The sequence below is a fragment of the Clostridium intestinale DSM 6191 genome (genome assembly GCF_900130055.1).
GTDB classification, from domain to species: domain Bacteria; phylum Bacillota; class Clostridia; order Clostridiales; family Clostridiaceae; genus Clostridium_T; species Clostridium_T intestinale.
Window position 1 is genome coordinate 245,332 of sequence record NZ_FQXU01000006.1, and the last position, 26,316, is coordinate 271,647.

Below are 26,316 nucleotides of genomic sequence, written 5' to 3' on the forward strand. Positions count from 1 at the left end.
GGTCTATAATCCTTTCCTATATTTTTGCTTTATAGCCTAGCCCACGAATTGTCACTATTTCAAAGTCAGTACAATGTTCAAATTTTCTACGAAGTTTCTTGATATGAGAGTCTATAGTACGGTCATCTACATCAGTATCCATTCCCCATATCTCATCCAATAACTCTTGTCTTGTGAATATCTTATTAGGATTACTAAGAAGCTTAAAGAGTAAGTAAAATTCCTTGGGAGGCATTTCGAAGATTTCATCATGTACCTTAACTGTTAGTGCATTATAATCAAGTAAGGTATCGCCAACTACTAACTTCTTCTCGTTTGCAATTTGAGCTCTTCTTAACAATGCCTTTACTCGGAGTACTAATTCTCTCATGCTAATTGGCTTAATCATATAATCATCCGTTCCAGCGCGAAATCCTTTTTCCATATCTTCAAATTGATTCTTAGCTGTTATCATTAGAATTGGAATGGTATATTCTGCATCACGAAGCTCTTTGGCTAATTGATATCCATTCATATTTGGCATCATTATATCACTAATAATCAAATCAATATGTTCCTTGTCCAGTAAGTCCAAAGCCTGTTTTCCATCAAATGATGTAAAAACATGATAGGACTCTTGATGTAACTTTGCACATATCATTCTGTTCAGTATCTCATCATCTTCAACAACAAGAATGGAGAACATGCTATCACCTACTTTCTTCTTAATGATTAACTGCTTTATAATCAGCTACCTTTTTTAATTGAGAGTTTTCTAATCTGTATACCACATCAACTAGGTCTAATACTCTTTCATCATGAGTTACCATGATGGCAGCCTTATTATGTTTTTTAACTTCTTTCTTAATTAACTCTACTACCTGTCTACCTCTAACTCCATCTAAGCTCGCTGTTGGTTCATCGGCTAAAATAACATCTGGATTATTCATAAATGCTCTTGCAATTGCCACTCGTTGTTTTTCACCACCAGACATCTTTGAGGGATATTTGTTTGAACATTCTGATAGTCCAAGATCATTTAACATATCATCTGCATTCATTTTAGATTTTCCATTTTTTTTATTCATATCTAGAACTAATGTAAGCTGCTCCTTTGCTGTTAGATAAGGAAATAAGTGATGACTCTGAAAAATAAATCCAATCTTTTCTCTACGAATTTTAACAAGTTTTTTGTTTTGTTTATTCAAAAGCTTTTCTCCTCCTACCACAACGCTACCATCTGTAGGTGAAAGTAACGCACCTGATATGGATAGAAATGTACTTTTACCTGAACCAGAGGGACCGATAATTGCAATAAATTGACCTGGCTTTACCTCAAGAGAAACATTTTTTAAGATGTTATTTTGTTGTTCACCATCTTGATAAGATTTTGATATATTATTTAACTGTAATGCATATTCATTTTTCATTATTCGTTTCCTCCTATTATAACAATCGGGTCAACTTTGGCAACTTTTATTATTGATACTAAACTTGTGAGTAAAGAAATCATGATAAAAACAATAGATATAATAATAACTGATGGGATTTTAAGAGCAAAGGGCATACTACTTGGGAGAATAGATGCCATACCAATTGAAAGAAGATTGCCAATAATAACTCCAAACATTGAAAGAATTAGAACCTGACTAATAATATATCTTGTAAGTTCTGACATCTTCATTCCTATGGCTTTAAGAACACCAAACTGTTTTTGTTTCTGTATAGTAATTACATAGAAAAATACACCTAGTACTGCTGCTGATATTATTACTAGTACCCAAAGAATCATCTTAATAGTTAACTGCTCAGCAGAATAGCCAGGAAGATTATTAATAACCGTTTCTTTATCGATCACTTCTAATCCGTTTATATTTATATTATCGATGTCTGAGCCTTGAACTGCTATTGCATTATACTTTTCAGTATAAGAAGAACTTACTAGTAGATTAAGGGCTGTAAATGTATCATCCTTGATAAAGCCTACTGGTGAGTGTCCATACATTTCATCATGTGTAAATCCTACTACGGTTAAAGAAAGTCCTGTTACAGAATCCTTTACCACATCTCCAAGAGTTATATTTTGATCTTTAAAGGAATCATCTAATAAAACAGGATATTCTACTGAGGAGTCTTTTAGTGATTCTCCTTGCGATATTTCTGGAGAAAGAAAACTTTCTGGATCAATAGCAAAATAAGTAATATCTAATTTCTTTTCATCTACTGATGTATTAATATTGGATCTTTTAATATTAAGATTTGTTACATTATCATTTGTTTGAGATGCTACTTCTTCTAGTACATCTGTTTTTATATCAGATATTGAAATTAAGTTTTCTGCATCTGCACTTACTACGAAATACTCTGCATCTGTCTTTTCAATGGTTGCACTAATAGCCCAACCAAGTCCATTTGCTAGTCCTGATAAAAATACAACCATAAATATCATCAGAACTAGTATGCTCTCTATCAGTGCATACTTTAATATGCCATGTTTTATTTCTTTCCATGCTAATTTCATAACTTACCTCTTTCCTTATATGATTATCATGAGTGTGATTTATATTCGTCTTATTTTTCAAACGTAATTTTTTAACAGCGTTTTTACTCAAATTGCAAAAAATATTAAGATAAATATTACAGCTGTAATGACTATCGATGTACATAATATAAAGCTGTAATGTGACCTGAATATGACCAAATTAAAAATAAGAGGAGAATAGGGAATATAAAAATGGAAGTAAATAATATTATTTGATATAATGAACATAAAAATTTAGTAGACAATACTATCTATGTAAAGGAAAGTATACAATTAAAAAGGTTACTAAAAAAACAATTGACAGCTTTGTAGGATAAGCATAATAAATTATAAAAAACGGAAAGATATTAGCATTAGTTTAAAACAATGGCTTAGGAGAGATAAAACATGAATATTATAGATTATGCAGAGTCACAAATGGAAGATTTTAAAACCACTAAGTTCAGTCTAGTAGATAGCTTGGTTTTATCTCAATTTGCATATATTCATTTTAATAAAGTTGTACCGAATATTTTAGATAGAAGTGAGCCTGTAAGAATTGGAGATTTGTTAAAAGCAGAACATATTCCTCATATGCTTAAGAATGTCAGAGATCCAAAAAGCAATAATAGACTTTTAATAGCGCTTGGAATGAGTCCAAGGTTTAGGGATATTCGTATGTGCTGCTATTCAGACAGTTTAGATATAACTTTACAAAAACAATTTGCGGCTGTAACTTACCTAATTGATGATGAGATAGCTTATGTCGCCTATAGAGGTACTGATGCTACTATTGTAGGATGGAAAGAGGACTTCAACATGGCTTTTATTTCTCCAGTTCCTGCTCAGCAAGAGGGCGTTGTCTATTTAAATGCTGTTGCCGAAAGGTTTCCACATCTATTAATGGTAGGGGGACATTCTAAGGGAGGAAATGTTGCTGTTTATTCAGCTATGGAGTGTAATCAAGATATACAAGAACGTATCGTTGGAATTTACAGTCACGATGGACCTGGCTTTAGAGAAGAAATCTTTACAAGCGAAAAATATGCACATATCAAATCAAAGATACATAAAACTTTGCCACAGTCATCTTTAGTTGGAATGCTTTTGCAGCATCAGGAAGATTATCTTGTTGTAGAAAGCAACGAGTTTTGGATTATGCAACATGACCCTTTTTCATGGGTAGTTAATGAACGTGATTTTAAATATACACAAGGACTTACTAAAGATGCAGAGTATACTAATACCGTTATTAATGATTGGCTTTCATCTTTGGATGATGAAAAGCGAGAGTTATTCATTACAACACTTTATAGTGTATTTGAATCCATTGGAGTTGTAAACCTTAGTGATTTGACAGAGGATTGGCGCAAAAAAGTAGGTATAGCCATGGGAGCTGTAAGAGGTATTGATGCAGAAACCAAGCGTTTTGTTTCTGCTACAATAAGATCTCTTTTGTCATTGTATGTAAAGAATTTACGTTTGTTTTAATCCATATTAACATTGATTCGAGCAGTTAATGATTCATTTAAGTGATCTATTGTTAATTTGTAAAGTTCATCTGGTGAAAGATTTTTGTCATTTAAGACCCATGTTTCTAAGACACTGAAAATAATATTAGATCTAATATTTAACATATAGTCATAAAATATGTTCTCTTTATATTCTATATTTGATTTCTCTAGTAAGTTCTTAGTTGTCCTTAAAATATTATCAATTATTATTTCTTTTTTATTAGTTGCTAAAAGTTGTTCTAGTATTAGAGAGTCTAAATACCAAAATCTTAAAAAAGGTTTTAGTAAAGATAATGGATGTATTTTGTTAGTATTTTTATTAGATTTATAGTTAGCATATAGATATTCACTTAATTTAATAAATTTCTGATCTAGTTCATAACGTAATATATCATCTAAAGAATCATAGTTTCTATAAAAAGTTGCACGACTAACTTGAGATCTTTCTATAACTTCAGTAATTTTAATATCTTCATACTTCTTTTCTTCTAATAGCGAACTTAGAGCATTATATATAAATTTTGAGGTTTGTATTGAACGCTTGTCATTCTTGATATGATACATTTTATCCACTCCTGTTTCATAAAAATCAACTATATTTACATGGACAAAAGTATATCATATAATTTTTTATGAAACAAATGTATCTTAAAAAAGAAGGGAGAAGTTTTAAAATGATTAAGAAGAAAACTATTATAATATTAGCTACAATAGTTACGGTTCTAATTGGAGTTGTATTATACATATTTGGAGGTAATACTGATGAACTTGCAAAACATATCCCCGCAGTGGAAAAAACTCAATTTGTTGAGCATCCAAAGGATTGGAGAAACTTAAGGTATGGAGAAATTATACCTGTTTATAGAAAAGGAGCAAAGTTATATATTGAGGTATATAATTCAATTGATTCCAATGAATTGCCACAAGAATTATGGGAAAAAATTGATGCTGAAAAGTTAGCTAAGGAATATGGTGCTATGAAGGTATTACTTAATGGACCAAGGAATTGGGTAGTTAATACAATAGATGCAAAAGGGAATACGAAAAATGGAAAAGTAGCCGATTTTGGTGGAATACAAATGACGCAAAGAGCAACTCTAGAAAAAACTATATTTGAAAAAGGTTTAGGTGAGTCATCATATACTGAGAACACAGTTAAAAGAGATACTGTGTATACTTACTTTAAGGGAAATATGGTTTATGAGTTAATATCGCCTAAGGGAGAAAGATATAGAATGCAATCATATTCTCAAAATATAAATAAAAACTTAAAAATTGATGATTTAGAAAATTTAGGTGATGTACTGGAACTACCAGAAGGATGGAAGTATGAAGCAAAAATATTAGAAGAAGAGTCTAAATTAGAAAGTAATGGTGAAGCAATAGTAATAAACGATAACTTACAAAACGCTTATCAAAAAATTACTGATTAGACATCTTAAGAGAGTTATATAGTCTAAATTAGCACTTAGAATAAATCTAAGTGCTAATTTTATGGTAGTAAATGGAGTTATTTGATACAATGGCTGTAAGAATAAATAAGGCTTTAAGAAAGTATAATAGCAGGTAATGAAGCATTTCAGTATTTATTAAAGAAAATGACTAATATATTTCATTTATCATGTGGGGAAACTATTAAAAACTTAGAAGGATGATTTTATGCTTAAAATTAAGAAGTTGTATAAAGAGAAAAATAATATTGTCTTAAAAAATATAGATGTTGATTTAAATAAAAAAAGCTCCGTAAGTATAGAGTGTAGCAACGAAATAAGTGATTTGCTTCTAGATCTGATATTAGGAAAAGAAATATTAGGAAAAGGCGAAATTTTAATAGATGGTATTAAAAATTCAGAGTATGTTAAGGGAAATATAGCAAACATAGGGATTGTACTAAGAGAAGATGCTCTTTATGAAAATATGACAATAGACGATTATATGAAGTTTTTTGCAGATATTTTTAGGAACGAAGTTGATTATAAAAAAGTATTAATGAAGTTAGCACTTTTAGACGTTTCAAATACAAAAATTAAGAAGCTAAGTTATTCCCAAAAGAATTGTTATGATAGAAATTGGTGCAACAGTAGGAATAAGTGTTAAAAATCAAATGGCTGCAGGAACAATAGGAACTCCTATATTTTCAAGATCCAGTAAAAGTGTAGAGTATGTAGCGGGGATTTTGCCAAATTATAATATGGATATAATTTTTAGAAAGATATTTAGTGGAGGTGCTATTGAGATGGTAGATGCAAAAAATAGGGCAGTAATAATATGGATAATAGCCTCTGGGATTATATTCATGCAAACATATAAAAGAATTGGATTAGATAAATAAGTATATTATAAATTTTGTATAGCTATTAATTAACAAATAAACATTAACAGTAATTAAAACTAATGATAATAATGTAGGGAAAAGTAATGAAAAAGATACTTAAAATGGCTGGTAAAGTGGTTCTATGGATTTCTGGAATTATAGTTGGATTAGTTATAATTTCAGCTTTAACGCATAATATTTTGAAACCAATAGAAAAGAACAAATATAAAATAGGTCAAACTTTAAATGTAAATGGTAGAAATATGCAAGCTTATGTAAGTGGGTCAGGAGAAAAGACAGTTGTGTTATTAAGTGGTTTAGGAACTGCTTCACCAATTACAGACTTTATGCCTTTGGCAGAAAGATTAAGTAAGGATTATAGAGTTGTAATTCTTGAATATTTTGGATATGGTTTTAGTGACACTACAAAAAAGGAACGTTCGACTGATAATATTGTGAAAGAAATAAGGTTAGCACTGAAAGAATTAGAAATTAGTGGACCATATATATTGATGCCACACTCTATATCAGGGATATATTCTATGTATTATGCAATAAATTATCCAGATGAAGTAGAGGCAATTATAGGAATTGACGAATCTGCTCCTAATCAAACTAAAATCAATAAAGATGCTGATATGTCGACATCTTTGCCATTACTTAATACCTTAGGAATAATAAGAGCGAGTACATATCTTTTGCCAAGTGTTGATGATGGTATGAACCAAAATAATTATTATTCTGATGAACAACTTAAGCTGAAGAAGATGTCAACGGCTTGGAATAGTGTAAATGTATCTGTGATAAATGAATTTAATATGGTAAACACAAATACAAAGGAACTTTATGATATAAAATATCCAAATAAGTTACCAGTCTTAGCGATTTTATCACAAGAATCAGAAGATGCTGATAATTATTGGTTACAACTACATGAAGAGTTAGTCTCTAATGCATCTATACAAAAGGTTGAAACTCTTAGTGGAGGACATTATTTGCACTGGACAAATGCTGATAAGATTGCAGAAATGACTAAAGAGTTTATTTCAACAAATTTAAAATAGCAGTATGAAAGTTTATAGAAATGATTGCATTAAATATTTTAATCTTATATAATCTTGAGTATATAATAAACTTTCTTGTGATATAAGCATATAATAGTATTGCAAGAATATCTCTTTGCACTGCATTACATTTCAATTAGAAATGAATAATCAACAGTACAAACTGAGCAGGCGATGAACCTTGATTTATATCAGGTCATGGGGCCGGGCCATTTACATGGCAGCGGATTGTAATTTATTACACATCTGTGGGACAGTAGTTATGTTCCATAGGTGTGTTTTTTTCATGCCCTTGTGAACATATATAGTTGCATGAGGGGCAAAGGAGCTATCAAATAATTGCTAAAATAGCAAAGGAGAGATAACTTTTATGGAAAATTACAAAATGAATCTGAAGGGATTAAGTTCAGAGGAAGCAAGAAAACTGCAAGAATACTTTGGGAAAAATGAGCTAGTAAAAGAGAAAAAGGGAAATTTTATTAAAAAGGTGATTCATATAATTTGTGAGCCTATGTTTCTGCTTTTAATTGTTGCAGCTGTTATCTATTTTATTCTTGGCGAACCAAGAGATGGTAGCATAATGCTTATTTTTGTTATAGGTATTATCAGTATTGATGTAATTCAGGAATGGAAAACTGATAAAACACTAAATGCGTTAAAAGATTTATCAGCACCTCATATTACTGTTATACGTGATGGAAAAGAGAATAGGATTGCCAGTATAGACCTAGTTCCTGGTGATTTAATGGTTATTCATGAAGGCGTAAAGATTCCAGCAGATGGTGTAATCTTAAGTTGTAATGATCTTTGTGTTGATGAATCATCTCTAACTGGTGAGGCTGAGGGTGTATGGAAGGTAGTAAAAAATGATGTTACGGAAAAAAGTGATTATTGGAGACGAGATTATTGTTATGCAGGAACTTTGGTAACTCAAGGAACTGCAACAGTTTTAATTGATAAAATTGGGGTTTCAACTGAATATGGGAAAATAGGCGTTGATATTGCTTCTGCTCCAGACGAGGATACTCCACTTCAAAAACAAACTGGTAAGTTGGTAAAAGTATGTGCTTTAATAGCAATAGTCTTATTTTTAGCTGTTGGAACATTTACCTACTTTAATATTCCAGATCATTCTTTTAAACCAAGAATTATAGAGAGTATTTTATCAGGTATAACCCTTGCTATGGCCATGATACCTGAAGAATTTCCTGTTATAATGACTGTATTTTTATCTATGGGTGCATGGAGACTTGCAAAAAAACAGTCTCTAGTTAGAAAACTTCCATCTGTTGAAACTTTGGGAGCTATATCGGTGCTTTGTGTAGATAAAACAGGAACTATTACTATGAATAAGATGTCTGTACAGGAAACCTGGACTTTTAATTGTGATAATAATATATTAATAGAAACCATGGGACTTGGATGTGAAACAGATGCTTACGATCCTATGGAAAAGGCTATGTTAAGTTATTGTAATGAGTTTGGAATTACAAAAGAACATTTATTTAATGATGAGCTTATTACGGAGTATGCATTTACAAATGAATTGAAGATGATGGGACATGTTTGGCGTAGAGATGGTGAAATTGTAATAGCAGCCAAGGGATCACCAGAACGAATTTTAACAATTTGTAATTTAAGTGATAAGGATAGGGAATTAGTAGAACAGAAGATTTTAGAAATGTCTATGGAAGGACTACGTGTAATTGCTGTAGCTACAAGAAAGCTAGAGAGAGAAATAGATATACCTAAAAAAATCACAGAGTGCTCACTTAATTTACTAGGGCTTATTGGCCTTACTGATCCTCCACGTGAAAGTGTAAAGAAGGATATTGAAGTTTGCAAAAAAGCAGGTATTAGAGTAGTAATGATTACAGGGGATAATGGTGTTACAGCGGCTTCTATAGCAAAGAAGATAGGTATGAAAGATAGTGATAACATTATAACTGGTGATATGATTAATTCTATGAGTGATGAGGAACTTTGTGAGAAAGTGAAAAATGTTAATATTTTTTCAAGAGTTGTACCTGAACACAAAATGCGTATTGTAAAGGCATTTAAAGAAAATGGTAAAATTGTAGCTATGACAGGTGATGGCGTAAATGATGCACCAGCCCTTAAATATGCTGATATAGGAATTGCCATGGGTAAGCGAGGTAGTGAAGTTGCAAGAGAAGCTGCTGATTTAATTTTAATGGATGATAATTTTACTACTATAGTTGAGACGATAAAAGATGGAAGAAGAATTTATGATAATATAAGAAAAGCAGTAGGTTATGTTTTTACTATTCATATTCCTATAGCATTTGCATCCTTATTAGCACCAATATTAGGAATTTCACCTGCAGCTATATTGTTACTTCCTATTCATGTAGTACTTTTAGAGCTAATAATTGATCCAACCTGTTCTATAGTATTAGAAAGACAGCCTGCGGAAGAGGATATTATGGATAGAAACCCACGTAATCCGAAAGAAAAGTTGCTTAATTTAAGATTATTCACCAAAAGCATAATTCAAGGGCTTGTGATTTTTGCAGCGTCCTTTATCACTTACCTTTTTATCTTGAAGCAAAATGTAGAAAATTCATCGGTTGCTAGAGCTATGGGAATAGTTATAATAATGATTTCTAATCTATTTTTAGTACAAGTTAATAGCTCTAACGATGACTTTGTATTTCAAACAGTTAGAAGGCTTATGAAAGATAAAGTTATGTGGGCAGTGAATATTTTAACTATTTTAGTTGTTTTAGTTGTATTATATACACCAATAGCATCTTTTCTAAAGTTTGAAGCATTAACAGGAGTACAATTCCTTGCTTCTGTTATAATAGCAGCATCCGCTGTACTGTGGTATGAGATTATAAAACTTATAAAGAAGTTAAAAGCAATATGAAATTAAAGAATATATAGCAACTATAGAGCTAGTGATTAAATCACTGGCTTTTATTTACTGAAATAAATAGAATTTACTTTTAATATATTGATATTCAAAACTGCATATTACAAATAATATAGCAATATGCAGTTGTAACATTTATTAAAAATATTACCCTATAACTGAATTTTTATTATTTTGATAAAATTTATTATTTTGATAAATTTAGTGATTAGGAAATTTTAAGTAAATAAATTTAAAATTTCCACAAAAATACTATAACTAATAAACCTCCAATTTACAAATCGTTAAGAAAATTATAAAATTTATATAAAAATATTATAAAAATGAACAATAGGTTAATAGATACACTTATTGACAAGGCGAAAATTGAATATATAATAATAAATAAGACGATGGAGTTTTGCAATGACAGGCAGGTTCTATCTTTTTTTTTAAGAAGTTTTAGGGGGGATACAATGAAAAATATTAAAAAGATATTGTCTCTGGTAGCTACACTAACAATATCAGTTAGTTTAATAGCTTGTGGTGGAAAAAGTACAAGCACACCAGACGCAGCAGGATCAGGAAAAACATTAAAGGTACATCTTGATGTTGAAGTTGCATCAATGGACCCACAAATAGCAACAGATGGTACTTCTTTTGAAGTAATGGCTGCAGTTACAGAAGGATTATATTCTGTAGACGAAGCTGGATCACCTATTTTGGCAATGGCTGATAAGGTTGATAAAAGTGAAGATGGGTTAAAATATACTTTCACATTAAAGGATGCTAAATGGACTAACGGAACTGCAGTTACTGCAAAGGATTTCGTTTTTGCTTGGAAGCGTCTAGTTGATCCTAAAACAGCTAGTGAATATGCATTTATAGCTGGTATAGCAGGAATCAAAAATGCTGATGATATTTCAACAGGTAAAAAGGGGTTAGATGAATTAGGAGTAACAGCTAAGGATGATAAAACTCTAGTAGTAGAATTATCACATCCAGTTCCATTCTTCGAATCATTATTGTCATTCCCTTCATTTTTACCAGTTAATGAAGAATTCTTTAAAAAGAGCGGAGATAAATTCGCTACATCACCAGATACTATTTTAAGCAATGGTCCATACAAAATTACTGCTTATGAACCAGCTGCAACAACAATAGAATTAAAGAAAAATGAAGATTATTGGGATGCTAGCAAGGTTAAATTAGCTGGTATACAATATCAAGTAATCAAAGAAGCTCAACAAACTATGCTTGCATATCAAAATGGAGATTTAGATGTTGCAACACTTGCTGGAGAACAAGTAGAACAATTTAAAGCTGATAAAGAATTCCACAACATTATGGCAGGATACCTATGGTATATTTCTCCTAACCAAAAGGTTGCTGGATTAGAAAATGAAAATCTTCGTAAAGCTCTTGCATTATCTTATGATAAAAAAGCTGTTGTTGATAACATATTAAAAGATGGTTCTATAGTAGCAGACTTTGCAGTACCAAGCTTACTTGCAACAGGACCAGATGGAAAAGACTATCGTGAAACAGCAAGCACTTATCTAAAAACTGATAAAGCTAAAGCTGTAGAATTCTATAACAAAGCTAAACAAGAATTAGGTAAAGATAAATTTGAATATAAGATGGTAGTTGAAGATACTGAATCAGCTCAAAATGTAGCTCAATTCATTCAATCAGAAATACAAACAAATCTTCCAGGAGTTACTGTTAAGTTAGAAGTAATGCCTAAGAAGAACAGAGTTGAAAGAATGCAAGAAGGAACATTTGAACTTGGATTAACTCGTTGGGGTCCAGACTATGCAGATCCAATGACATACTTAGATATGTGGACTACAGGAAGCCCTAACAACTATGGTTTCTGGTCAAACACAGATTACGATAAAATAATAAAATCTGCTCAAGATGGAGATCTTGCTTTAGATCTTGATAAGAGATGGGAAGAATTAAAGAAAGCAGAAAAGATAGTAATGGATCAAGCAGTTATTTTCCCTGTTTACCAAAAGGGTAATGCTGTTATGATTAAAGATGGCGTATCAGGTATTGAATTCCATTCTGTTGGTATCAATAGAATCTTCAAGAATGTCGATAAGAAATAGTAAGTTATGTTCATTAATAAGATATTACAGTGGTTATTTTATAACCACTGTAATATTGCTTAAAAGAAGCTTTAGCAGACAGATTAGCTACTTAAGTATTCCGAGAAGGAGGAATTCAACGTGAAAAAATACTTGCTCAAAAGAATAGTAGTTTCATTACTCACTTTATTAGCAATTTTATTAATATTATTTTTAATGTTAGAACTTATGCCAGGTTCACCATTTAATGACGAAAAATTAACTGTAGATCAAGTGGCTTTATTAAATGCAAAATATGGATTAGATCAACCGGTATTTATAAGATTTTTTAATTATGTGAAAAATATGCTAACAGGAGACTTTGGAGTTTCCTACACAATTTCGAAAAATACACCAATATCTCAATTGCTTTCAATGCGTTTGCCTATATCTCTTAGACTTGGAGGACAGGCTGTTTTGCTTGGAGCACTAATAGGTTTGGTTTTAGGTATAATAGCTGCTTTAAAGCACAATACAATATGGGACACATTAACTACTGTAATTTCAGTTTTAGGTGTTAGTTTACCTTCTTATGTATTTGCCCTTGCTTTATCATATTCATTAGGATATAAATGGACGATATTCCCGCTGCTTTATTCAGCAGATTCACCATTTAAATCAGCGGTATTACCGACTATAGCTCTATGTATGTTTACCATAGCTACAATAGCTAGATTCACTAGAACAGAAATGCTAGAAGTGCTTGGAACTGACTATATGTTACTTGCAGAAAGTAAAGGTGTAAATGGGATAGCATTAATATTTAGACATCAGCTTAGAAATGCACTTATTCCAATAGTAACTGTACTTGCGCCTTTAGTTGTAGGATTAATGACTGGAAGCTTGGTTATAGAAAAAATCTTCTCAATACCAGGTATAGGAAGTCTATTAGTTACTGCAATACAAGCAAATGACTATAACGTAGTAGTTGCATTAGCATTTATCTATAGCGCTATGTATATTGGAATTATGCTTATTGTAGATATTTTATATGGAATTATAGACCCAAGAATAAGATTAGCAAAGGAGGACGGTCATGAGTAAACTAAATGAAAATCTAGAATTTCTACCTAATGATTTTGAATTAGTTGGGGAAGAAAATATATCTCATATCGATAAGAGTTATGCTAGTCAGCCTTACTTTAAAGATGTATTAAACCGCTTTGTTAAAAATAAGGGAGCAGTAATAGGATTAGTTTTTATAATACTAATAACATTAATGGCTGTAATCGGAGTAAGTCTTAATGGGCATACATATGAGTCACAGATAATTTCACAGCAAAATTTAGCGCCTAGAGTTCCAGGACTTGAGAGTTTAGGTATTTTTGATGGTAGTGAAACCATGAATACATCGGGTGGACAGGTAGAAACAAACAAATATTTAGAGAATAATGAACTTAAAGATGTTTACTATTGGTTTGGTTCAGATGTTCTAGGAAGAGATATATTTACTAGAACTTGGATGGGAACCAGAATTTCATTATATATAGCTTTAATAGCAGTTTTAATAGACATGTTATTTGGATTAAGTTATGGACTTATATCAGGATATTTTGGAGGTGCCGTTGATAATGCTATGCAACGTTTTGCAGAAATATTAAACGGTATACCAAACTTAGTTATAGTTACTCTTTTAATTATTGTATTAAAGCCAGGACTTGCTACAATTACCTTCTCACTTATGATAACAGGGTGGATAGGTATGAGTAGAATAGCAAGAGCCCAGATGTTAAAACTTAAAGAGCAGGAATTTGTACTTGCCTCAAGAACCTTAGGAGCAAAAGATTTCTTTATTATATTTAAAGAAATACTACCTAATATTTTAGGGGCAATAATTACAAACACAATGTTCTCAATACCAAATGCAATATTTACAGAGGCATTTTTGGCCTTTATTGGTCTAGGAGTACCGCCTCCAATGGCTTCACTTGGGTCATTAATAAGTGAGTCATTTAAGTCTTTTACAACCCATCCATATATGATAATGCCTCCAGTTATAGTACTAGCTATATTAATGCTTAGCTTTAATATGCTTGCAGATGGTATACGTGATGCATTTGACCCTAAAATGAAAGAATCATAAGGAGGATGAAGAAATGGAAAAAGAAAAAATATTATCAATTAGAGACTTGTCAATATCCTTTAAAACATCCTCAGGAAAAGTTAGTGCTATTCGTGGTGTTGAATTAGACCTTTATAAAGGTGAAACCTTAGCAATAGTAGGGGAAAGTGGTAGCGGAAAATCTGTAACTATGAAGGCTGCTATGGGTATACTTAGCAGTAATGGGCAAGTAGAATCAGGAGAAATTAACTTCTCCTATTATAAAGATAAAGAAAAGGTTAATGTAGATATACTTAAACTTTCAAAAAAGGAAATGAGAACAACAATAAATGGAACTCGTATAGCTATGGTGTTCCAAGATCCTATGACTTCTTTAAATCCAACTATGACAATAGGGGCTCAGATTATGGAAGGGATGATATGGCACTATAAAACCCCTAAAGAAGAAGCGAAAAAAAGAGCTATAGAGCTTTTAGAACTTGTAGGAATAGTTGATGCAGAAAAACGTTTGAAAAACTATCCGCACCAATTATCAGGGGGAATGAGACAAAGAGTAGTTATAGCTATAGCTCTTGCATGTAACCCAGATTTATTAATCTGTGATGAACCTACAACAGCATTAGATGTTACTATTCAAGCAAAGATAATAGAACTTATAAAAGATATTCAAAAAAAGATGAATATATCAGTTATTTATATAACTCATGACCTAGGAGTTGTAGCTAAGGTTGCAGACTATGTTGCTGTAATGTATGCAGGAAAAATAGTTGAAAAAGGAAAGATAGATGAAATATTCTATGATCCAAGACATCCCTACACTTGGGGTTTATTATCAGCTATGCCTGACTTAGACACAAAAGATGATAAGTTATATACAATACCAGGAACCCCTCCTAATTTAGCTGAAGAAGTAAAAGGCGATGCTTTTGCACCAAGAAACATTTATGCATTAAACATTGATAACAGATTAGAACCTCCAATGTTTAAAATATCAGATACTCACTATGCTTCAACATGGCTTTTACATGAAAAAGCACCAAAGGTTGAGATGCCTTCTGAACTTAAAGCAAGAATAGACAGAATGTTAAGGGAGGCGAAACTAGATGGAAAATAAAAAGCCTTTATTAGAAGTAAAAGAACTTAAGCAACATTTTAAGATAAGTAGAAAATACACAGTAAAAGCTGTTAATGGAGTGGACTTTGAAATATTTCCAGGGGAAACCTATGGATTAGTTGGGGAATCAGGAAGCGGAAAATCGACTATAGGACGTTCAATAATTCGTCTATATGACCCAACATCAGGGAAGATAAACTTTGATGGAGTTGATATATCAGGAAAATTATCTGAAAAGGAAAAAAAGCATTTAAGAATTAATATGCAGATGATATTCCAAGACCCAATGGCATCTTTAAATCCACGTAAAAAAGTATTAGATATAATAGCTCAAGGTTTAGATGTTCATAAGCTTTATAAAACTAAAGAAGAGAGAGAAGAAAAAGTTTATAAAATATTAGAAAAAGTAGGCTTATCAAAAGAGCATGCAAATAGATATCCTCACCAATTTTCAGGAGGACAAAGACAACGTATAGGGATAGCAAGAGCCCTTATAATGAACCCAAAACTTATAATAGCAGATGAAGCTATAAGTGCATTAGATGTATCTATACAAGCTCAAGTAGTAAACCTAATGAAAGATATACAAGAGGAAACAAACACAGCTATCTTATTTATAGCCCATGATTTATCCATGGTAAAATATATATCAGATAGAATAGGAGTTCTTCATTTAGGATATCTTCTAGAAACAGGAACAAAGGATGAAATTTTCACAAATCCAATTCATCCTTATACAAAATCACTATTATCAGCAATACCACATCCAAACCCTATTGTTGAGAGAACAAGAATATCAGAAAGCTATGATTACAAAACAAGTGGAATAAGTTACGAACAAGGAAAACAAAAACATGTAAGTGGAAGTCATTATGTATTAGCTACAGATGAAGAATATAAAACTTGGTCAAATAAATAATGAAAAGCCTCCAGAATTATATTTCTGGGGGATTTTTTTGCTTTAACTAACAAAAACTTTTTAAAGAAAAAGATTGTGCACAATTAAATTGAGCATTATAATAAAGAAGTCGTGATAACTAAAATAACTTAAATTTTAAAAGAGAGGATTGATAAGTATGGAGAATTTAAGATTAATGGAAGTTATAAAAAAGTATCAAAGAGATGAGAAGTTAGAATACTATGTTTATTTAAAGATAGCAAAGTTTGTTAAAGATAAAAATGACCATGATATGTTATTAAAAATAGCGGATGAAGAGTACAAACATTATAATATATGGAAGCAGTATACTAAGTGTGATGTTGAACCGAATATGTTTATAGTATATTGGTATGTATTTATGGCAAGACTGCTTGGATACACCTTTGTAATAAAAAATATGGAAAATAAACTTAGAGACTATAATAGTGACAATGGAATCGAACGCTCAATGGAGTTAATAAAACTAGTACCAAGGGTTGAAGAGATTTTTAAGGATGAAATTGAGCATGAAGAAGAATTAATAGCTATGATTGATGAAGAAAAACTTAGATACGTTGGTTCTATGGTGCTTGGATTAAATGATGCTTTAGTTGAATTTACAGGTAGCTTAGCAGGATGGACTTTTGCAATGCAAAGCAATAACTTAATCTTATTAGCTGGACTTATAACTGGTATATCAGCAACCCTTTCAATGGCATCATCAGAATACTTATCAGTAAAAAATGAAGGGGGAAAGGATGCCCTTAAGTCCTCAGTATACACAGGAATAGCGTATTTATTAACAGTAGTAATACTACTGTTACCATATATGATTCTTGGAGATTCAATGTATGTTCAGGCATTACTTATAATGTTATTTTTAGTAATTCTAATAATAGCTACCTTTAATTATTATATTTCAGTAGCTAAAAGCATTTCATTTAAGAAAAAATTCTTAGAGATGAGTTCAATTAGTTTGTCAGTAGCAGTAGTTTCTTTTATAATTGGATTATTAGTAAAACGCTTTTTAGGAATAGATATATAAGAATTGAAAGTATATATATCTAAATTTAGGTTTAATATATTAAGGTAGTTAATTAATTAAAACATAAGGGGGAATAAGTATGACCTTTAGAAAAATAATAACAGTGCAGCTTATGATTTGTATGTCACTTATTTTTGTTGCATGTGGTAATAAAGAATCTTCAAAAAACCTAGAAAGAAATACTCCAAATACTTTAGAAATATCATTTCCATATGTAAGACAAAGTGGAAGTTCAAACAACCAATTTGCTGTATGGATAGAAAGTGATTCTGGAGAATACATAAAAACCTTATCCGTAACTAAATATACAGCAACAAAAGGATATAAGGTTCAGGAAAATGCAATTCCTACATGGGTTAAAAAATCAAACATCTCTAAAAAGAAGACAAAGGAAATTGATGCAGTTACAGAAGCAACACCTAAGTCAGGAGATATGGTTTATATATGGGATCTTAAAGATAAAGATGGCGCAGAAATACCAAAAGGAAGCTATAAATTTGTTGTGGAAGGAACCACAAGTTTAACTAGCAGAATAATTTATAGTGGAAAGATAGAAATAGGTGGAGAAGAAGCAACTGTAAAAGCAGAACCTCAATATGTAGGAAATGAAGCAAAAGAAAGTGATATGATAGGTGAGGTTGTAGCAAAATATAATCCATAATATAAAAATATAGAAGTAAGTAAAAGGATCGTATATGAAGATGTGTAGCATATAGGGTTCTTTTTTATATAATGTTTTTTTATGCAAATAAAACTTGTAAATATTTCTATAAATAATATTGACAATAAAAAATGTAAATGATATCATTAGTTTAACGTTAAATCTTAACAACTTACTATCATTAATCTTAAAGAAAATGTTTCAAAATATTTAGTTTAACGTTAAATCAATCAACATATAAGAAAGATGAGGAAGGGGAAAGTTTATGAACAGATTTAAAAAACTCTCTAGCATAGTGCTTACTACAGTACTAACAATGTCAGTATTATCGGGGTGTGGACAAACTGGGAATACTGCAAACACTTCAGACAGAAAGGTTAAATTAAAACTTGGAATATGGCCTGAAGCTACAATGACAAGTGAAATTACATTACATGAAGGTTACAAGGCTAAATTAGAAGATAAAGATAAGGATGTTGAAGTTGTTCCATCATACTACAAGTACACTACAGAGACATTTGTACCTATGGCTGAAGCTGGAAACTTACCAACCATATTTGAAACATGGTATACTGAACCTCAAAAACTTATTAAGGGTGGATATGTTGCTGATATAACAGATATATTGAAAAAGCGTGGATGGGATGAAGCAATAAATCCATCAATTAAGAAACTTTTATCAGATGGAAATGGAAGAATATATGGTATTCCACGTGATGGATATGCATTAGGGGTTATGGCTAATGTTAAATTATTTAAAGATGCTGGGCTAGTTGATGCAGATGGACGTCCAATAATTCCTAAAACATGGGATGAATTAGCTAAAACAGCTCAAACTATTAAACAAAAGACTGGTAGTGCTGGACTATGTCTTTTAGCTAAAGATGCAGCTGGTGGTTGGCATTTTTCTAATATAGCTTGGGCATTTGGAGCTACTTTAACTACACAAGAAGCTGATGGTAAATATAAATCTCACGTTGACAGTAAAGAAGCTATAGAAGCAATGAACTATGTTAAAGATTTGAAATGGAAATATGATGTTTTAACTGCAGATCCTACAAATGAAGATTGGGGAACAGGTTTCTCTAACTTAGGAACAGGCGCTGCTGCTATGTATATAGCTGCAAATGATGCTGTTGAGCAACCTACTGAAAATAATGGACTTCCTGCAGAAGATTTAGCTATATTTGCTATGCCAGCAGGACCTAATGGAGCTCAATATTCATTATCTGGTGGAACTCCATATATGTTCTCAAAGGATGCTACTGAAGCTGAAATCAATGCGGCTTTAGATTATCTTGAGCTTATGGGTAAGGCACCAGTTGCAACAGAAGATTCAATAGCAGGTATGGAAGCTGATGCTAAGAGAAAAGTAGAAACAGGAATTCCTGTAATTAAGAGATTCCCTGCTTGGGTTAATAAGGAAGTACTTGATGCTGAAGCAAAAGTATTAAAAGATAACAAAAATGTTGATGATAAATTATATTCTTCATATTTTGATGCTATAGACAAGCAAGGAAACCTTCGTGTAGAAGAACCAGGATCAGCTCAAGATTTATACTCAGAACTTACAAAAGTTATACAAGCAGTTATCACTGACAAAAATGCTGATGTTACTGCTTTAATGAAACAAGCTAATGTTAATTACCAAAAGATTTTAGATGAAAAAGTAAATAAATAAAAATAGTTATTTTATATGTCTAGTTATCCAAATAGGTTTTCTTTATAAGACAACCTATTTGGATTCTTAAAAATCATAGGGAGTGGGAAGAATGCGAAAAGTTGAGACGAATGATTTACAAATCTGTGCAACTCCAGAAATTACAGTAAAGAAGAAAAAGGTTCTGAAAAGAAAAGATTTAATAGGTTGGGCTATTATGTTGCCAACACTTATTTTATTTTCTTTTTTCATATGGGAACCTTTATTAGAAAATATTAAACTTTCACTATATCAAGCAAATGGAATTAGGCTGGTTAAATTTGTAGGATTAGATAATTACTTTACCGTATTTGCTCATCCTGATTTTTGGGCAGCACTTAAAAATACTTTTAGTTACATTGGTTGGTCGTTGGTTATAGGTTTTTTTGCACCTATATTAGCGGCTATTCTTATAAGTGAGACTATTCACTTCAAAGGATTATTTAGAGTAGGAATCTATTTTCCTAATATCATGCCAGGGCTTGCCACAGTGATAATGTGGGGATTTTTATTTAAACCTGGTGGAACAGGAACCTTAAATATTTTACTTGGGAAGATAGGAGTAGATCCTCAACTATGGTTAACTAACCCCGGTTGGACAATTCCTCTTATTGTTATGAGTATGACATGGAAAAGTGCAGGAGCTACAGCTTTAATCTATTTAGCCGGTATAAGCAGTATTAATCCTGAACTATATGAAGCTGCAACCATAGATGGAGCTTCAGTATTACAAAGAATAAGATATATAACATTACCGAAGTTATTTTCACTTGGTAAGACAATGTTCATTCTTCAAATAATAGCAGTTTTTCAAATTTTATATGAACCAATGGTTATGACTAATGGGGGTCCTAATAATGCTAGTATTTCAATTATGCAATTAGTATATAATTTTGCATTTAAGGATTATAATTTCCCAGTAGCGGCAGCTTTATCAGTTATTGTATGTATAATACTTGCGGTATTAAGTGTACTTTATTTTAAGCTAACAGCAAATAAAGAAGGGTAGGAGGAGAGTTATAAGATGTTTTTTAATAAGTATAAAGAAAAATCAGATGGAGCAATTCGTTATTATGATATGAAATCATTAAAAACAAAAATACTTTCTATAACAATTTTTATACTATGTTTATTAATACTTATAGTATGCTTATTTCCTTCTGTATGGGTGTTTTTAGCTAGCTTTAAGGATATTAGTGAATTTAGAAAAGATGCGACTATACTACCTTCAACTTTTAATTTTCAAAAGTATGTTGATACTTGGAATAACTTAAAATTTGTTAGATATTATATAAATTCAACCATAGTAGTAATTGGGGGAACCTTGTGTTCAGTAACCTTTAATGGTCTTTTAGCTTATGTGTTAGCTATAATCAAGCCTAAAGGACACAAAATAATATTAGGATTAGTTATGTGGAGTTTATTAATTCCAGCTACAACAAGCATAGTAGCATTATTTGTGAATATTAACAAAGTAGGTTTAAATGGTTCATTTTTACCTCTATGGTTGGTATTTGGAGCTAATGCATTTTATGTAATACTATTTAAAAACTTTTTTGAAGGGTTGCCTAAAGAGTTAATAGAAGCAGCTAAATTAGATGGATGTGGAGAACTTCAAATATTTTTAAGAGTAATATTACCTTTATCTAGACCTATAGTAATGGTTGTTGTTATTTTTACAGTTACTGCAGCTTGGTCAGATTTCTTATTACCTTATCTAGTACTTAATGGTACTCAAAAAGAAACAATAATGGTTAAGTTATTTGCATATCACTCCTCTAATAAAGTTAATGCAGTAGATATGTTAAGAGCAGTAGCCTTTTCGATTATTCCACCAATTATTCTATTTACAATATTCCAAAAACAAATTACAGATGGTGCCACAGCAGGTGCAGTAAAGGAGTAGAATTAAATATGGCAAAAATAGCGGATAAATACTATGTTACAGACTCGTGGAAAATCATTGAAGAAGGATTTAATAAAGATTACTCAGAGGTATCTGAATCTATATACTCCCTGGGAAATGAGTATATGGGAGTGAGAGGTTATTTTGAAGAAGGGTACACTGGAGATAGCCTCCTTGGAAGTTATTTTAATGGAGTGTATGAATCACAAGAGATTACAGGCTCCTCATACAAGGGAATAATAAAAGATAGTGAGTTTATGGTTAATTCAGTAGATTGGTTATATACACGTATAATTCTTGATGATGAAGTTTTAGATTTAAACAAAAGTAGTTTCAGAGATTTTAGAAGAGAACTTGATTTAAATACAGGGCTTTTAACTCGTTCATTTATATGGGAAGTAGATGGAGGAAAAGAAGTAAAGCTAGAATTTGAACGTTTTTTATCAATGGAAGATGCTAAGCTAGCAGGGCAGAGAATAAATATTACGCCTATAAATTTTAATGGTGATATAACAATCGTATCAGGTTTAGATTTTACAAATATTCATCATATGGCAGAAAAAAACCTATGGAAATGTAGTGAAAATAGTAGTGGAGATAGGTGGCTAAGTATACTTGGAACCACAATAAATACAAAGCAAAATGTTTTTTCTACTTGCGCTTTTGATTGTATATATGAAAAAGAAGAAGATATTAGTGAGGAAAAGAAAATATTAAAAAGCTTTAAAATCAGCTTAAAAGATGGTGAAAAAGCTACCTTTACTAAAGTTATTAGCAATCTAGTAAATAAGAATGATAAAGATTCACTTGATGAATTTATATCTAAATGCGAAGATGAAAAGAAAAATATCACATCAATTAAATATGATGAGATTAAAGATAGAAGTATAGAGTGGTGGAAAAAAGTCTGGCTTGAATCAGATATTGTTATAGATGGAGATGAGTTAAATCAACAGGGAGTAAGATTTTGTATATTCCAAATGCACCAAACTTATCATGGAGCAGATCAAAGTAATGTAATTGGAGCAAAAGGATTAACGGGAGAAGCATATAACGGCAACTCTTTTTGGGATACTGAAGCATATTGTTTACCTTTCTACATCTTTAACAACCTAGATGCAGCAAAACAATTATTAAGATTTAGATTAATTACATTACCAGAGGCTAAGGCAAGAGCAAAGCAGTTAGATTGTGAAGGTGCATTTTTTCCGATAGCAACTATAAGTGGAAGAGAATGTTGTAACCTATGGCAGCATGCAAGTCTACAGCTTCAACCATCAACAGCAGTTGCATATGGAATATGGCATTATGAGAATATAACTAAAGATGAAGAATTCGTATTTGAAACAGGTGCACCACTTCTTATAGAAATAAGCAGAATGCTTGCTACAAGAGGTGATTGGAGTGCAGATAAATCAAGATATGGATATTATGGGGTAATGGGACCAGATGAATTTCAAATGATGGTAAACAATAATTGTTACACAAATTATATGGGTAAAACTACACTTGAGTATACATTAGATGTTTTAAAGAGATTAGAAAGTAAAAATAAAGATTTATATGATAATATCCTTGGAAAGTTAAACGTTAAACAAGAAGAAATAGAAAATTGGCGCTTAATAGGGGAGAAAATGTTCATTCCCTATAATAAAGAAACAAAGCTTTTTGAACAGCATGAAGGATTTTTCAATTTACCTCATATAGATGTAGACAAGATTCCCCTAGAAGATTTTCCGTTATATCATAACTGGACATACGATAGAATTTACCGTAACGACATGATTAAACAACCTGATGTTCTTATGTTTATGCTTTTATATAACAGCAGATTTACAGAGGAGGAACTTAGAGCTAACTACGAATACTATGAGCCTAGATGTATTCACGAAAGTTCACTTTCACCATCAGTACACTCAATATTGGCAGCACAATTAAAGAAACATAGAGAGGCTTATGATTTCTTTGGATTTGCAACTAGAATGGACTTAGATAACTACAATCGTAATACACATGAGGGTTTACATACAACCTCTATAGCAGCAGCTTGGATGAATATTTTATATGGGTTTGGAGGAATGCGTTCAGATAAAGAGGTGCTTAGTTTTAAACCTTCGATTCCTAAAGAATGGAATGGATATTCTTTTAGACTATGTTATAAGGATGATGTAATAGTAGTGGAAGTTAATAAAGAAAATGTAGGATTTTATACTTTAAATGGTACAGAAATTCAAATTGAAGTGTATGAAGAAATCATAACTTTAAGTGAAGAAAAAAGGGAAATAAATATTCCAAGTGAATGGAGAGGGGAAAATGATTAGTTGGTTGATAGAAGAAAATTCGTATAACAAGGATAAAATATCAGCAAACGGCAATAAATTTCTTATAGGAAATGGATATCTTGGGATAAGAGGGACTCTTCCAGAATATGAAAAGGAGCAGTTTGCAGCTATAAATTTATCAGGTATTTATGATCAGGTAGGAGATGCTTGGAGAGAACCCTTAAATGCACCAAATGCTCTTTTCACCTATGTTGAATTTGATGGACAAGAGTACCGTTTGCCGAAGGTGGAGCCTTCTACTAATACACTAGCATTAGATTATAGATATGGTTTATTTAAATCTAAAACTAGTTTTGGTACAGATAAAGGGCGGTTGAGCATTGAGGTTGAACGATTTGCATCAATGGTTAACAAGCATTGTATTCTTATGAAATATAACGTTACTTCGGATTATGATGGAGAGTTAAATATATATACAGGAATAGATGGAGAGGTATGGGATATTAATGGACCTCATTATGATGAGATCAGGTACTCAATACAAGAGGATGTATTAATCTCCAATGCTTTAACTCATGAAAATAAAGATAGGGTTTGCGTCAGTGAAAAAATTAAATATAACTTTGAAGCAAAAAAAGAGAAGGTTGAGAAGGATAATAAGCTTCTTAGAAAGATAAGCATAAATGCAAAAAAGGGGTTTACTTACGAAATATATAAGTTTATTACTGTATATACCAGTAAAGATTGTAAGAATCCAATAGAAGAAACGGTAGAACTTGTAAGAGATATATGGGACAAGGGTTATTTTGAATTATTAGAAGAACATAAAAGGGAATGGGATAAAATCTGGTATACCTCTGAAATTATTATAGATGGTGATGATAAGGCGGAAGAGGGGATTAATTATTCCATATATCATCTGCATTCTATAGCACCTAGACATTCTAAAAGTTTATCAATTCCAGCAAGAGGATTATCAGGACAAACTTATAAGGGGGCTATATTTTGGGACACAGAGATGTTTATGCTGGACTTCTTCTTAAATACTGAACCAGATGTAGCAAAAACCTTACTTAAATACAGAATAGATACATTAGAAGGCGCTATGAAAAAGGCAAGTTTTTACGGATATAAGGGAGCCTTTTATGCATGGGAAAGCCAAGAAAATGGATATGATGCATGTTCAGATTACAATGTAACAGATGTATTTACAGGACGTCCAATGAGAACATATTTTAAAGATAAGCAGATTCACATTTCTTCAGCTATTGTTTATGGGATTATGAAGTATATCAATAGAACTGGAGATTATGATTTAATCACAGAAGGTGGATATAAAGTAATAATTGAATGTGCAAACTTTTATCATGATTTATTGCTAACTAAAGTGGGTTCAGAAGTATATGAACTTAGAGATGTAATAGGACCAGATGAGTATCATGAAAGAGTTAATAATAATGCTTATACTAATAGAATGGCCAAGTTCACCTTTGAAAGTGCCTTAGATGTAATAAAAATGATAAAGAAAAATAAGTGGAAGCTTGAGGAAGAATATTCATTAGAGGAACTAGAATCAAAGTTTGAGGATGCAAGCTGTAAGATATATATACCTAAACCAGAGGATAAAACATCTATAATTCCACAATTTGATGGGTATGAAAGTTTGGAAGATATAGAGATTAATAGGTTAAAAGAGAGATTATTAAATGACAAGGAATACTGGGGTGGAGCATATGGAATTGCTTCAGATACAAAGGTTATAAAACAAGCAGATGTAATAACCATGCTTAATTTATTTCATAAAGAATATTCAGAAGAAGTAATGCTTAAGAACTGGCAATATTATGAGCCTAGAACAGAACATGGATCATCCTTAAGTGCCTGCATGTATGCTTTAGTAGCGTGTAAGTGTGGAATGCCTGATAGTGCATATCCATTTTTCTTAAAGTCAGCACTTCCTGATATTCTTGGAGGAGGTAAACAGTGGGCAGGACTTATATATATAGGGGGAACTCACCCAGCTTCATCTGGAGGAGCTTATATGACAGTTGTAGAAGGCTTTGGAGGTATATATTTTGAAGATGGTGTAGTTAAGGCAAGGCCTTGTATGCCAGAAGGGTGGAGGAGTTTAAAATTTAAAGTGTCCTATTTAAACAAACTATATCAAGTAAATATAGAAAATAATAAAGCCGATATAAAACAAATTCAGTAGAGGAATCTCCCCCT

The 26,316-nt window shown here is 31.6% G+C and carries 22 protein-coding genes and 1 riboswitch; of the genes, 18 read left to right on the forward strand and 4 right to left on the reverse strand.

From position 1 onward, the window contains the following. Positions 1-16 precede the first annotated feature (16 nt). From BUA92_RS10375 to BUA92_RS10385, 3 genes are read right to left on the reverse strand one after another with little or no spacing between them, the layout of a single operon-like run. Positions 17-685 carry a response regulator transcription factor gene (locus BUA92_RS10375; RefSeq protein WP_073019271.1) on the reverse strand — a complete coding sequence of 223 codons (669 nt, stop codon included), beginning with the start codon at positions 683-685 and terminating at the stop codon, positions 17-19. A gap of 19 nt (positions 686-704) precedes the next feature. Then, positions 705-1,409 (reverse strand): ABC transporter ATP-binding protein, encoded by a 705-nt coding sequence (locus tag BUA92_RS10380; RefSeq protein ID WP_073019273.1) that lies wholly within the window; start codon positions 1,407-1,409, stop codon positions 705-707. Next, positions 1,409-2,500 (reverse strand): ABC transporter permease, encoded by a 1,092-nt coding sequence (locus tag BUA92_RS10385; protein WP_073019275.1) that lies wholly within the window; start codon positions 2,498-2,500, stop codon positions 1,409-1,411. The genes BUA92_RS10380 and BUA92_RS10385 overlap by 1 nt, the downstream gene beginning before the upstream one ends. Positions 2,501-2,980: 480 nt before the next feature. Between BUA92_RS10385 and BUA92_RS10390 the strand changes: the two genes are divergently transcribed. After that, positions 2,981-3,991, forward strand: coding sequence for a DUF2974 domain-containing protein (locus BUA92_RS10390; RefSeq protein WP_242950132.1), 1,011 nt, complete (start codon positions 2,981-2,983; stop codon positions 3,989-3,991). Here BUA92_RS10390 and BUA92_RS10395 read toward each other — a convergent pair. Continuing rightward, positions 3,988-4,578, reverse strand: coding sequence for a TetR/AcrR family transcriptional regulator (locus BUA92_RS10395; protein WP_073019279.1), 591 nt, complete (start codon positions 4,576-4,578; stop codon positions 3,988-3,990). The genes BUA92_RS10390 and BUA92_RS10395 overlap by 4 nt on opposite strands. Before the next feature lie 110 nt (positions 4,579-4,688). Here BUA92_RS10395 and BUA92_RS10400 point away from each other — a divergent pair, with 110 nt between their 5' ends. The 17 genes from BUA92_RS10400 (at position 4,689) to BUA92_RS10480 (ending at position 26,302) form a co-directional block, all read left to right on the forward strand. Next, complete coding sequence (locus BUA92_RS10400) at positions 4,689-5,447, forward strand: hypothetical protein (protein ID WP_083553483.1); 759 nt, start codon at positions 4,689-4,691, stop codon at positions 5,445-5,447. Between the two features lie 226 nt (positions 5,448-5,673). Continuing rightward, positions 5,674-6,111, forward strand: coding sequence for a P-loop NTPase family protein (locus tag BUA92_RS23010; RefSeq protein ID WP_073019281.1), 438 nt, complete (start codon positions 5,674-5,676; stop codon positions 6,109-6,111). Then, positions 6,074-6,346, forward strand: coding sequence for a hypothetical protein (locus BUA92_RS10410; RefSeq protein WP_073019283.1), 273 nt, complete (start codon positions 6,074-6,076; stop codon positions 6,344-6,346). The genes BUA92_RS23010 and BUA92_RS10410 overlap by 38 nt, the downstream gene beginning before the upstream one ends. A gap of 86 nt (positions 6,347-6,432) precedes the next feature. Then, entirely contained in the window at positions 6,433-7,392 is a 960-nt protein-coding gene (locus tag BUA92_RS10415; protein WP_073019285.1) for an alpha/beta hydrolase, read from the forward strand. 153 nt (positions 7,393-7,545) lie between these two features. Beyond that, a riboswitch (NiCo riboswitch) is annotated at positions 7,546-7,651 on the forward strand. A 111-nt stretch (positions 7,652-7,762) separates the two neighbouring features. Beyond that, entirely contained in the window at positions 7,763-10,285 is a 2,523-nt protein-coding gene (locus BUA92_RS10420; RefSeq protein ID WP_073019288.1) for a cation-translocating P-type ATPase, read from the forward strand. 461 nt (positions 10,286-10,746) lie between these two features. Beyond that, positions 10,747-12,384: a peptide ABC transporter substrate-binding protein gene (locus BUA92_RS10425; protein ID WP_073019291.1), complete on the forward strand. Its 1,638-nt coding sequence runs from the start codon at positions 10,747-10,749 to the stop codon at positions 12,382-12,384. A 120-nt stretch (positions 12,385-12,504) separates the two neighbouring features. Further along, positions 12,505-13,446, forward strand: coding sequence for an ABC transporter permease (locus BUA92_RS10430; protein ID WP_073019293.1), 942 nt, complete (start codon positions 12,505-12,507; stop codon positions 13,444-13,446). After that, the gene (opp3C, locus tag BUA92_RS10435; RefSeq protein WP_021803465.1) at positions 13,439-14,485 is read left to right on the forward strand and encodes an oligopeptide ABC transporter permease; all 1,047 of its coding nucleotides are present in this window, start codon (positions 13,439-13,441) and stop codon (positions 14,483-14,485) included. The genes BUA92_RS10430 and opp3C overlap by 8 nt, the downstream gene beginning before the upstream one ends. Positions 14,486-14,498: 13 nt before the next feature. Next, positions 14,499-15,578, forward strand: a complete 1,080-nt coding sequence (locus BUA92_RS10440; RefSeq protein WP_073019296.1) for an ABC transporter ATP-binding protein — start codon at positions 14,499-14,501, stop codon at positions 15,576-15,578. Next, complete coding sequence (locus tag BUA92_RS10445) at positions 15,568-16,497, forward strand: ABC transporter ATP-binding protein (protein ID WP_073019298.1); 930 nt, start codon at positions 15,568-15,570, stop codon at positions 16,495-16,497. The genes BUA92_RS10440 and BUA92_RS10445 overlap by 11 nt, the downstream gene beginning before the upstream one ends. A gap of 157 nt (positions 16,498-16,654) precedes the next feature. Continuing rightward, complete coding sequence (locus BUA92_RS10450; protein WP_073019300.1) at positions 16,655-17,542, forward strand: VIT1/CCC1 transporter family protein; 888 nt, start codon at positions 16,655-16,657, stop codon at positions 17,540-17,542. Between the two features lie 79 nt (positions 17,543-17,621). Beyond that, a complete protein-coding gene (locus BUA92_RS10455; protein WP_073019303.1) occupies positions 17,622-18,203 on the forward strand; it encodes a DUF2271 domain-containing protein in 582 nt (193 codons plus the stop codon). Positions 18,204-18,468: 265 nt separating this feature from the next. Further along, on the forward strand, positions 18,469-19,884 hold the full coding sequence (locus BUA92_RS10460) for an ABC transporter substrate-binding protein (protein WP_073019305.1): 1,416 nt from the start codon (positions 18,469-18,471) through the stop codon (positions 19,882-19,884). Positions 19,885-19,975: 91 nt separating this feature from the next. Continuing rightward, a complete protein-coding gene (locus tag BUA92_RS10465) occupies positions 19,976-20,911 on the forward strand; it encodes a carbohydrate ABC transporter permease (protein ID WP_073019307.1) in 936 nt (311 codons plus the stop codon). A 15-nt stretch (positions 20,912-20,926) separates the two neighbouring features. After that, complete coding sequence (locus tag BUA92_RS10470; protein WP_073019310.1) at positions 20,927-21,808, forward strand: carbohydrate ABC transporter permease; 882 nt, start codon at positions 20,927-20,929, stop codon at positions 21,806-21,808. Positions 21,809-21,816: 8 nt separating this feature from the next. Further along, positions 21,817-24,129: a glycoside hydrolase family 65 protein gene (locus BUA92_RS10475; RefSeq protein ID WP_073019312.1), complete on the forward strand. Its 2,313-nt coding sequence runs from the start codon at positions 21,817-21,819 to the stop codon at positions 24,127-24,129. After that, positions 24,122-26,302, forward strand: a complete 2,181-nt coding sequence (locus BUA92_RS10480; protein WP_073019314.1) for a glycosyl hydrolase family 65 domain-containing protein — start codon at positions 24,122-24,124, stop codon at positions 26,300-26,302. Before BUA92_RS10475 ends, BUA92_RS10480 begins: the two co-directional genes overlap by 8 nt. The last annotated feature ends 14 nt before the right edge of the window (positions 26,303-26,316 follow it).

Coding starts and splice junctions, on each gene's coding strand:
- BUA92_RS10375 (WP_073019271.1), bottom strand. CDS start 685: ATGTTCTCCATTCTTGTTGTTGAAGATGATGAGATACTGAACAGAATG.
- BUA92_RS10380 (WP_073019273.1), bottom strand. CDS start 1,409: ATGAAAAATGAATATGCATTACAGTTAAATAATATATCAAAATCTTAT.
- BUA92_RS10385 (WP_073019275.1), bottom strand. CDS start 2,500: ATGAAATTAGCATGGAAAGAAATAAAACATGGCATATTAAAGTATGCA.
- BUA92_RS10395 (WP_073019279.1), bottom strand. CDS start 4,578: ATGTATCATATCAAGAATGACAAGCGTTCAATACAAACCTCAAAATTT.
- BUA92_RS10400 (WP_083553483.1), top strand. CDS start 4,689: ATGATTAAGAAGAAAACTATTATAATATTAGCTACAATAGTTACGGTT.
- BUA92_RS23010 (WP_073019281.1), top strand. CDS start 5,674: ATGCTTAAAATTAAGAAGTTGTATAAAGAGAAAAATAATATTGTCTTA.
- BUA92_RS10410 (WP_073019283.1), top strand. CDS start 6,074: ATGATAGAAATTGGTGCAACAGTAGGAATAAGTGTTAAAAATCAAATG.
- BUA92_RS10415 (WP_073019285.1), top strand. CDS start 6,433: ATGAAAAAGATACTTAAAATGGCTGGTAAAGTGGTTCTATGGATTTCT.
- BUA92_RS10420 (WP_073019288.1), top strand. CDS start 7,763: ATGGAAAATTACAAAATGAATCTGAAGGGATTAAGTTCAGAGGAAGCA.
- BUA92_RS10425 (WP_073019291.1), top strand. CDS start 10,747: ATGAAAAATATTAAAAAGATATTGTCTCTGGTAGCTACACTAACAATA.
- opp3C (WP_021803465.1), top strand. CDS start 13,439: ATGAGTAAACTAAATGAAAATCTAGAATTTCTACCTAATGATTTTGAA.
- BUA92_RS10440 (WP_073019296.1), top strand. CDS start 14,499: ATGGAAAAAGAAAAAATATTATCAATTAGAGACTTGTCAATATCCTTT.
- BUA92_RS10445 (WP_073019298.1), top strand. CDS start 15,568: ATGGAAAATAAAAAGCCTTTATTAGAAGTAAAAGAACTTAAGCAACAT.
- BUA92_RS10450 (WP_073019300.1), top strand. CDS start 16,655: ATGGAGAATTTAAGATTAATGGAAGTTATAAAAAAGTATCAAAGAGAT.
- BUA92_RS10455 (WP_073019303.1), top strand. CDS start 17,622: ATGACCTTTAGAAAAATAATAACAGTGCAGCTTATGATTTGTATGTCA.
- BUA92_RS10460 (WP_073019305.1), top strand. CDS start 18,469: ATGAACAGATTTAAAAAACTCTCTAGCATAGTGCTTACTACAGTACTA.
- BUA92_RS10465 (WP_073019307.1), top strand. CDS start 19,976: ATGCGAAAAGTTGAGACGAATGATTTACAAATCTGTGCAACTCCAGAA.
- BUA92_RS10470 (WP_073019310.1), top strand. CDS start 20,927: ATGTTTTTTAATAAGTATAAAGAAAAATCAGATGGAGCAATTCGTTAT.
- BUA92_RS10475 (WP_073019312.1), top strand. CDS start 21,817: ATGGCAAAAATAGCGGATAAATACTATGTTACAGACTCGTGGAAAATC.
- BUA92_RS10480 (WP_073019314.1), top strand. CDS start 24,122: ATGATTAGTTGGTTGATAGAAGAAAATTCGTATAACAAGGATAAAATA.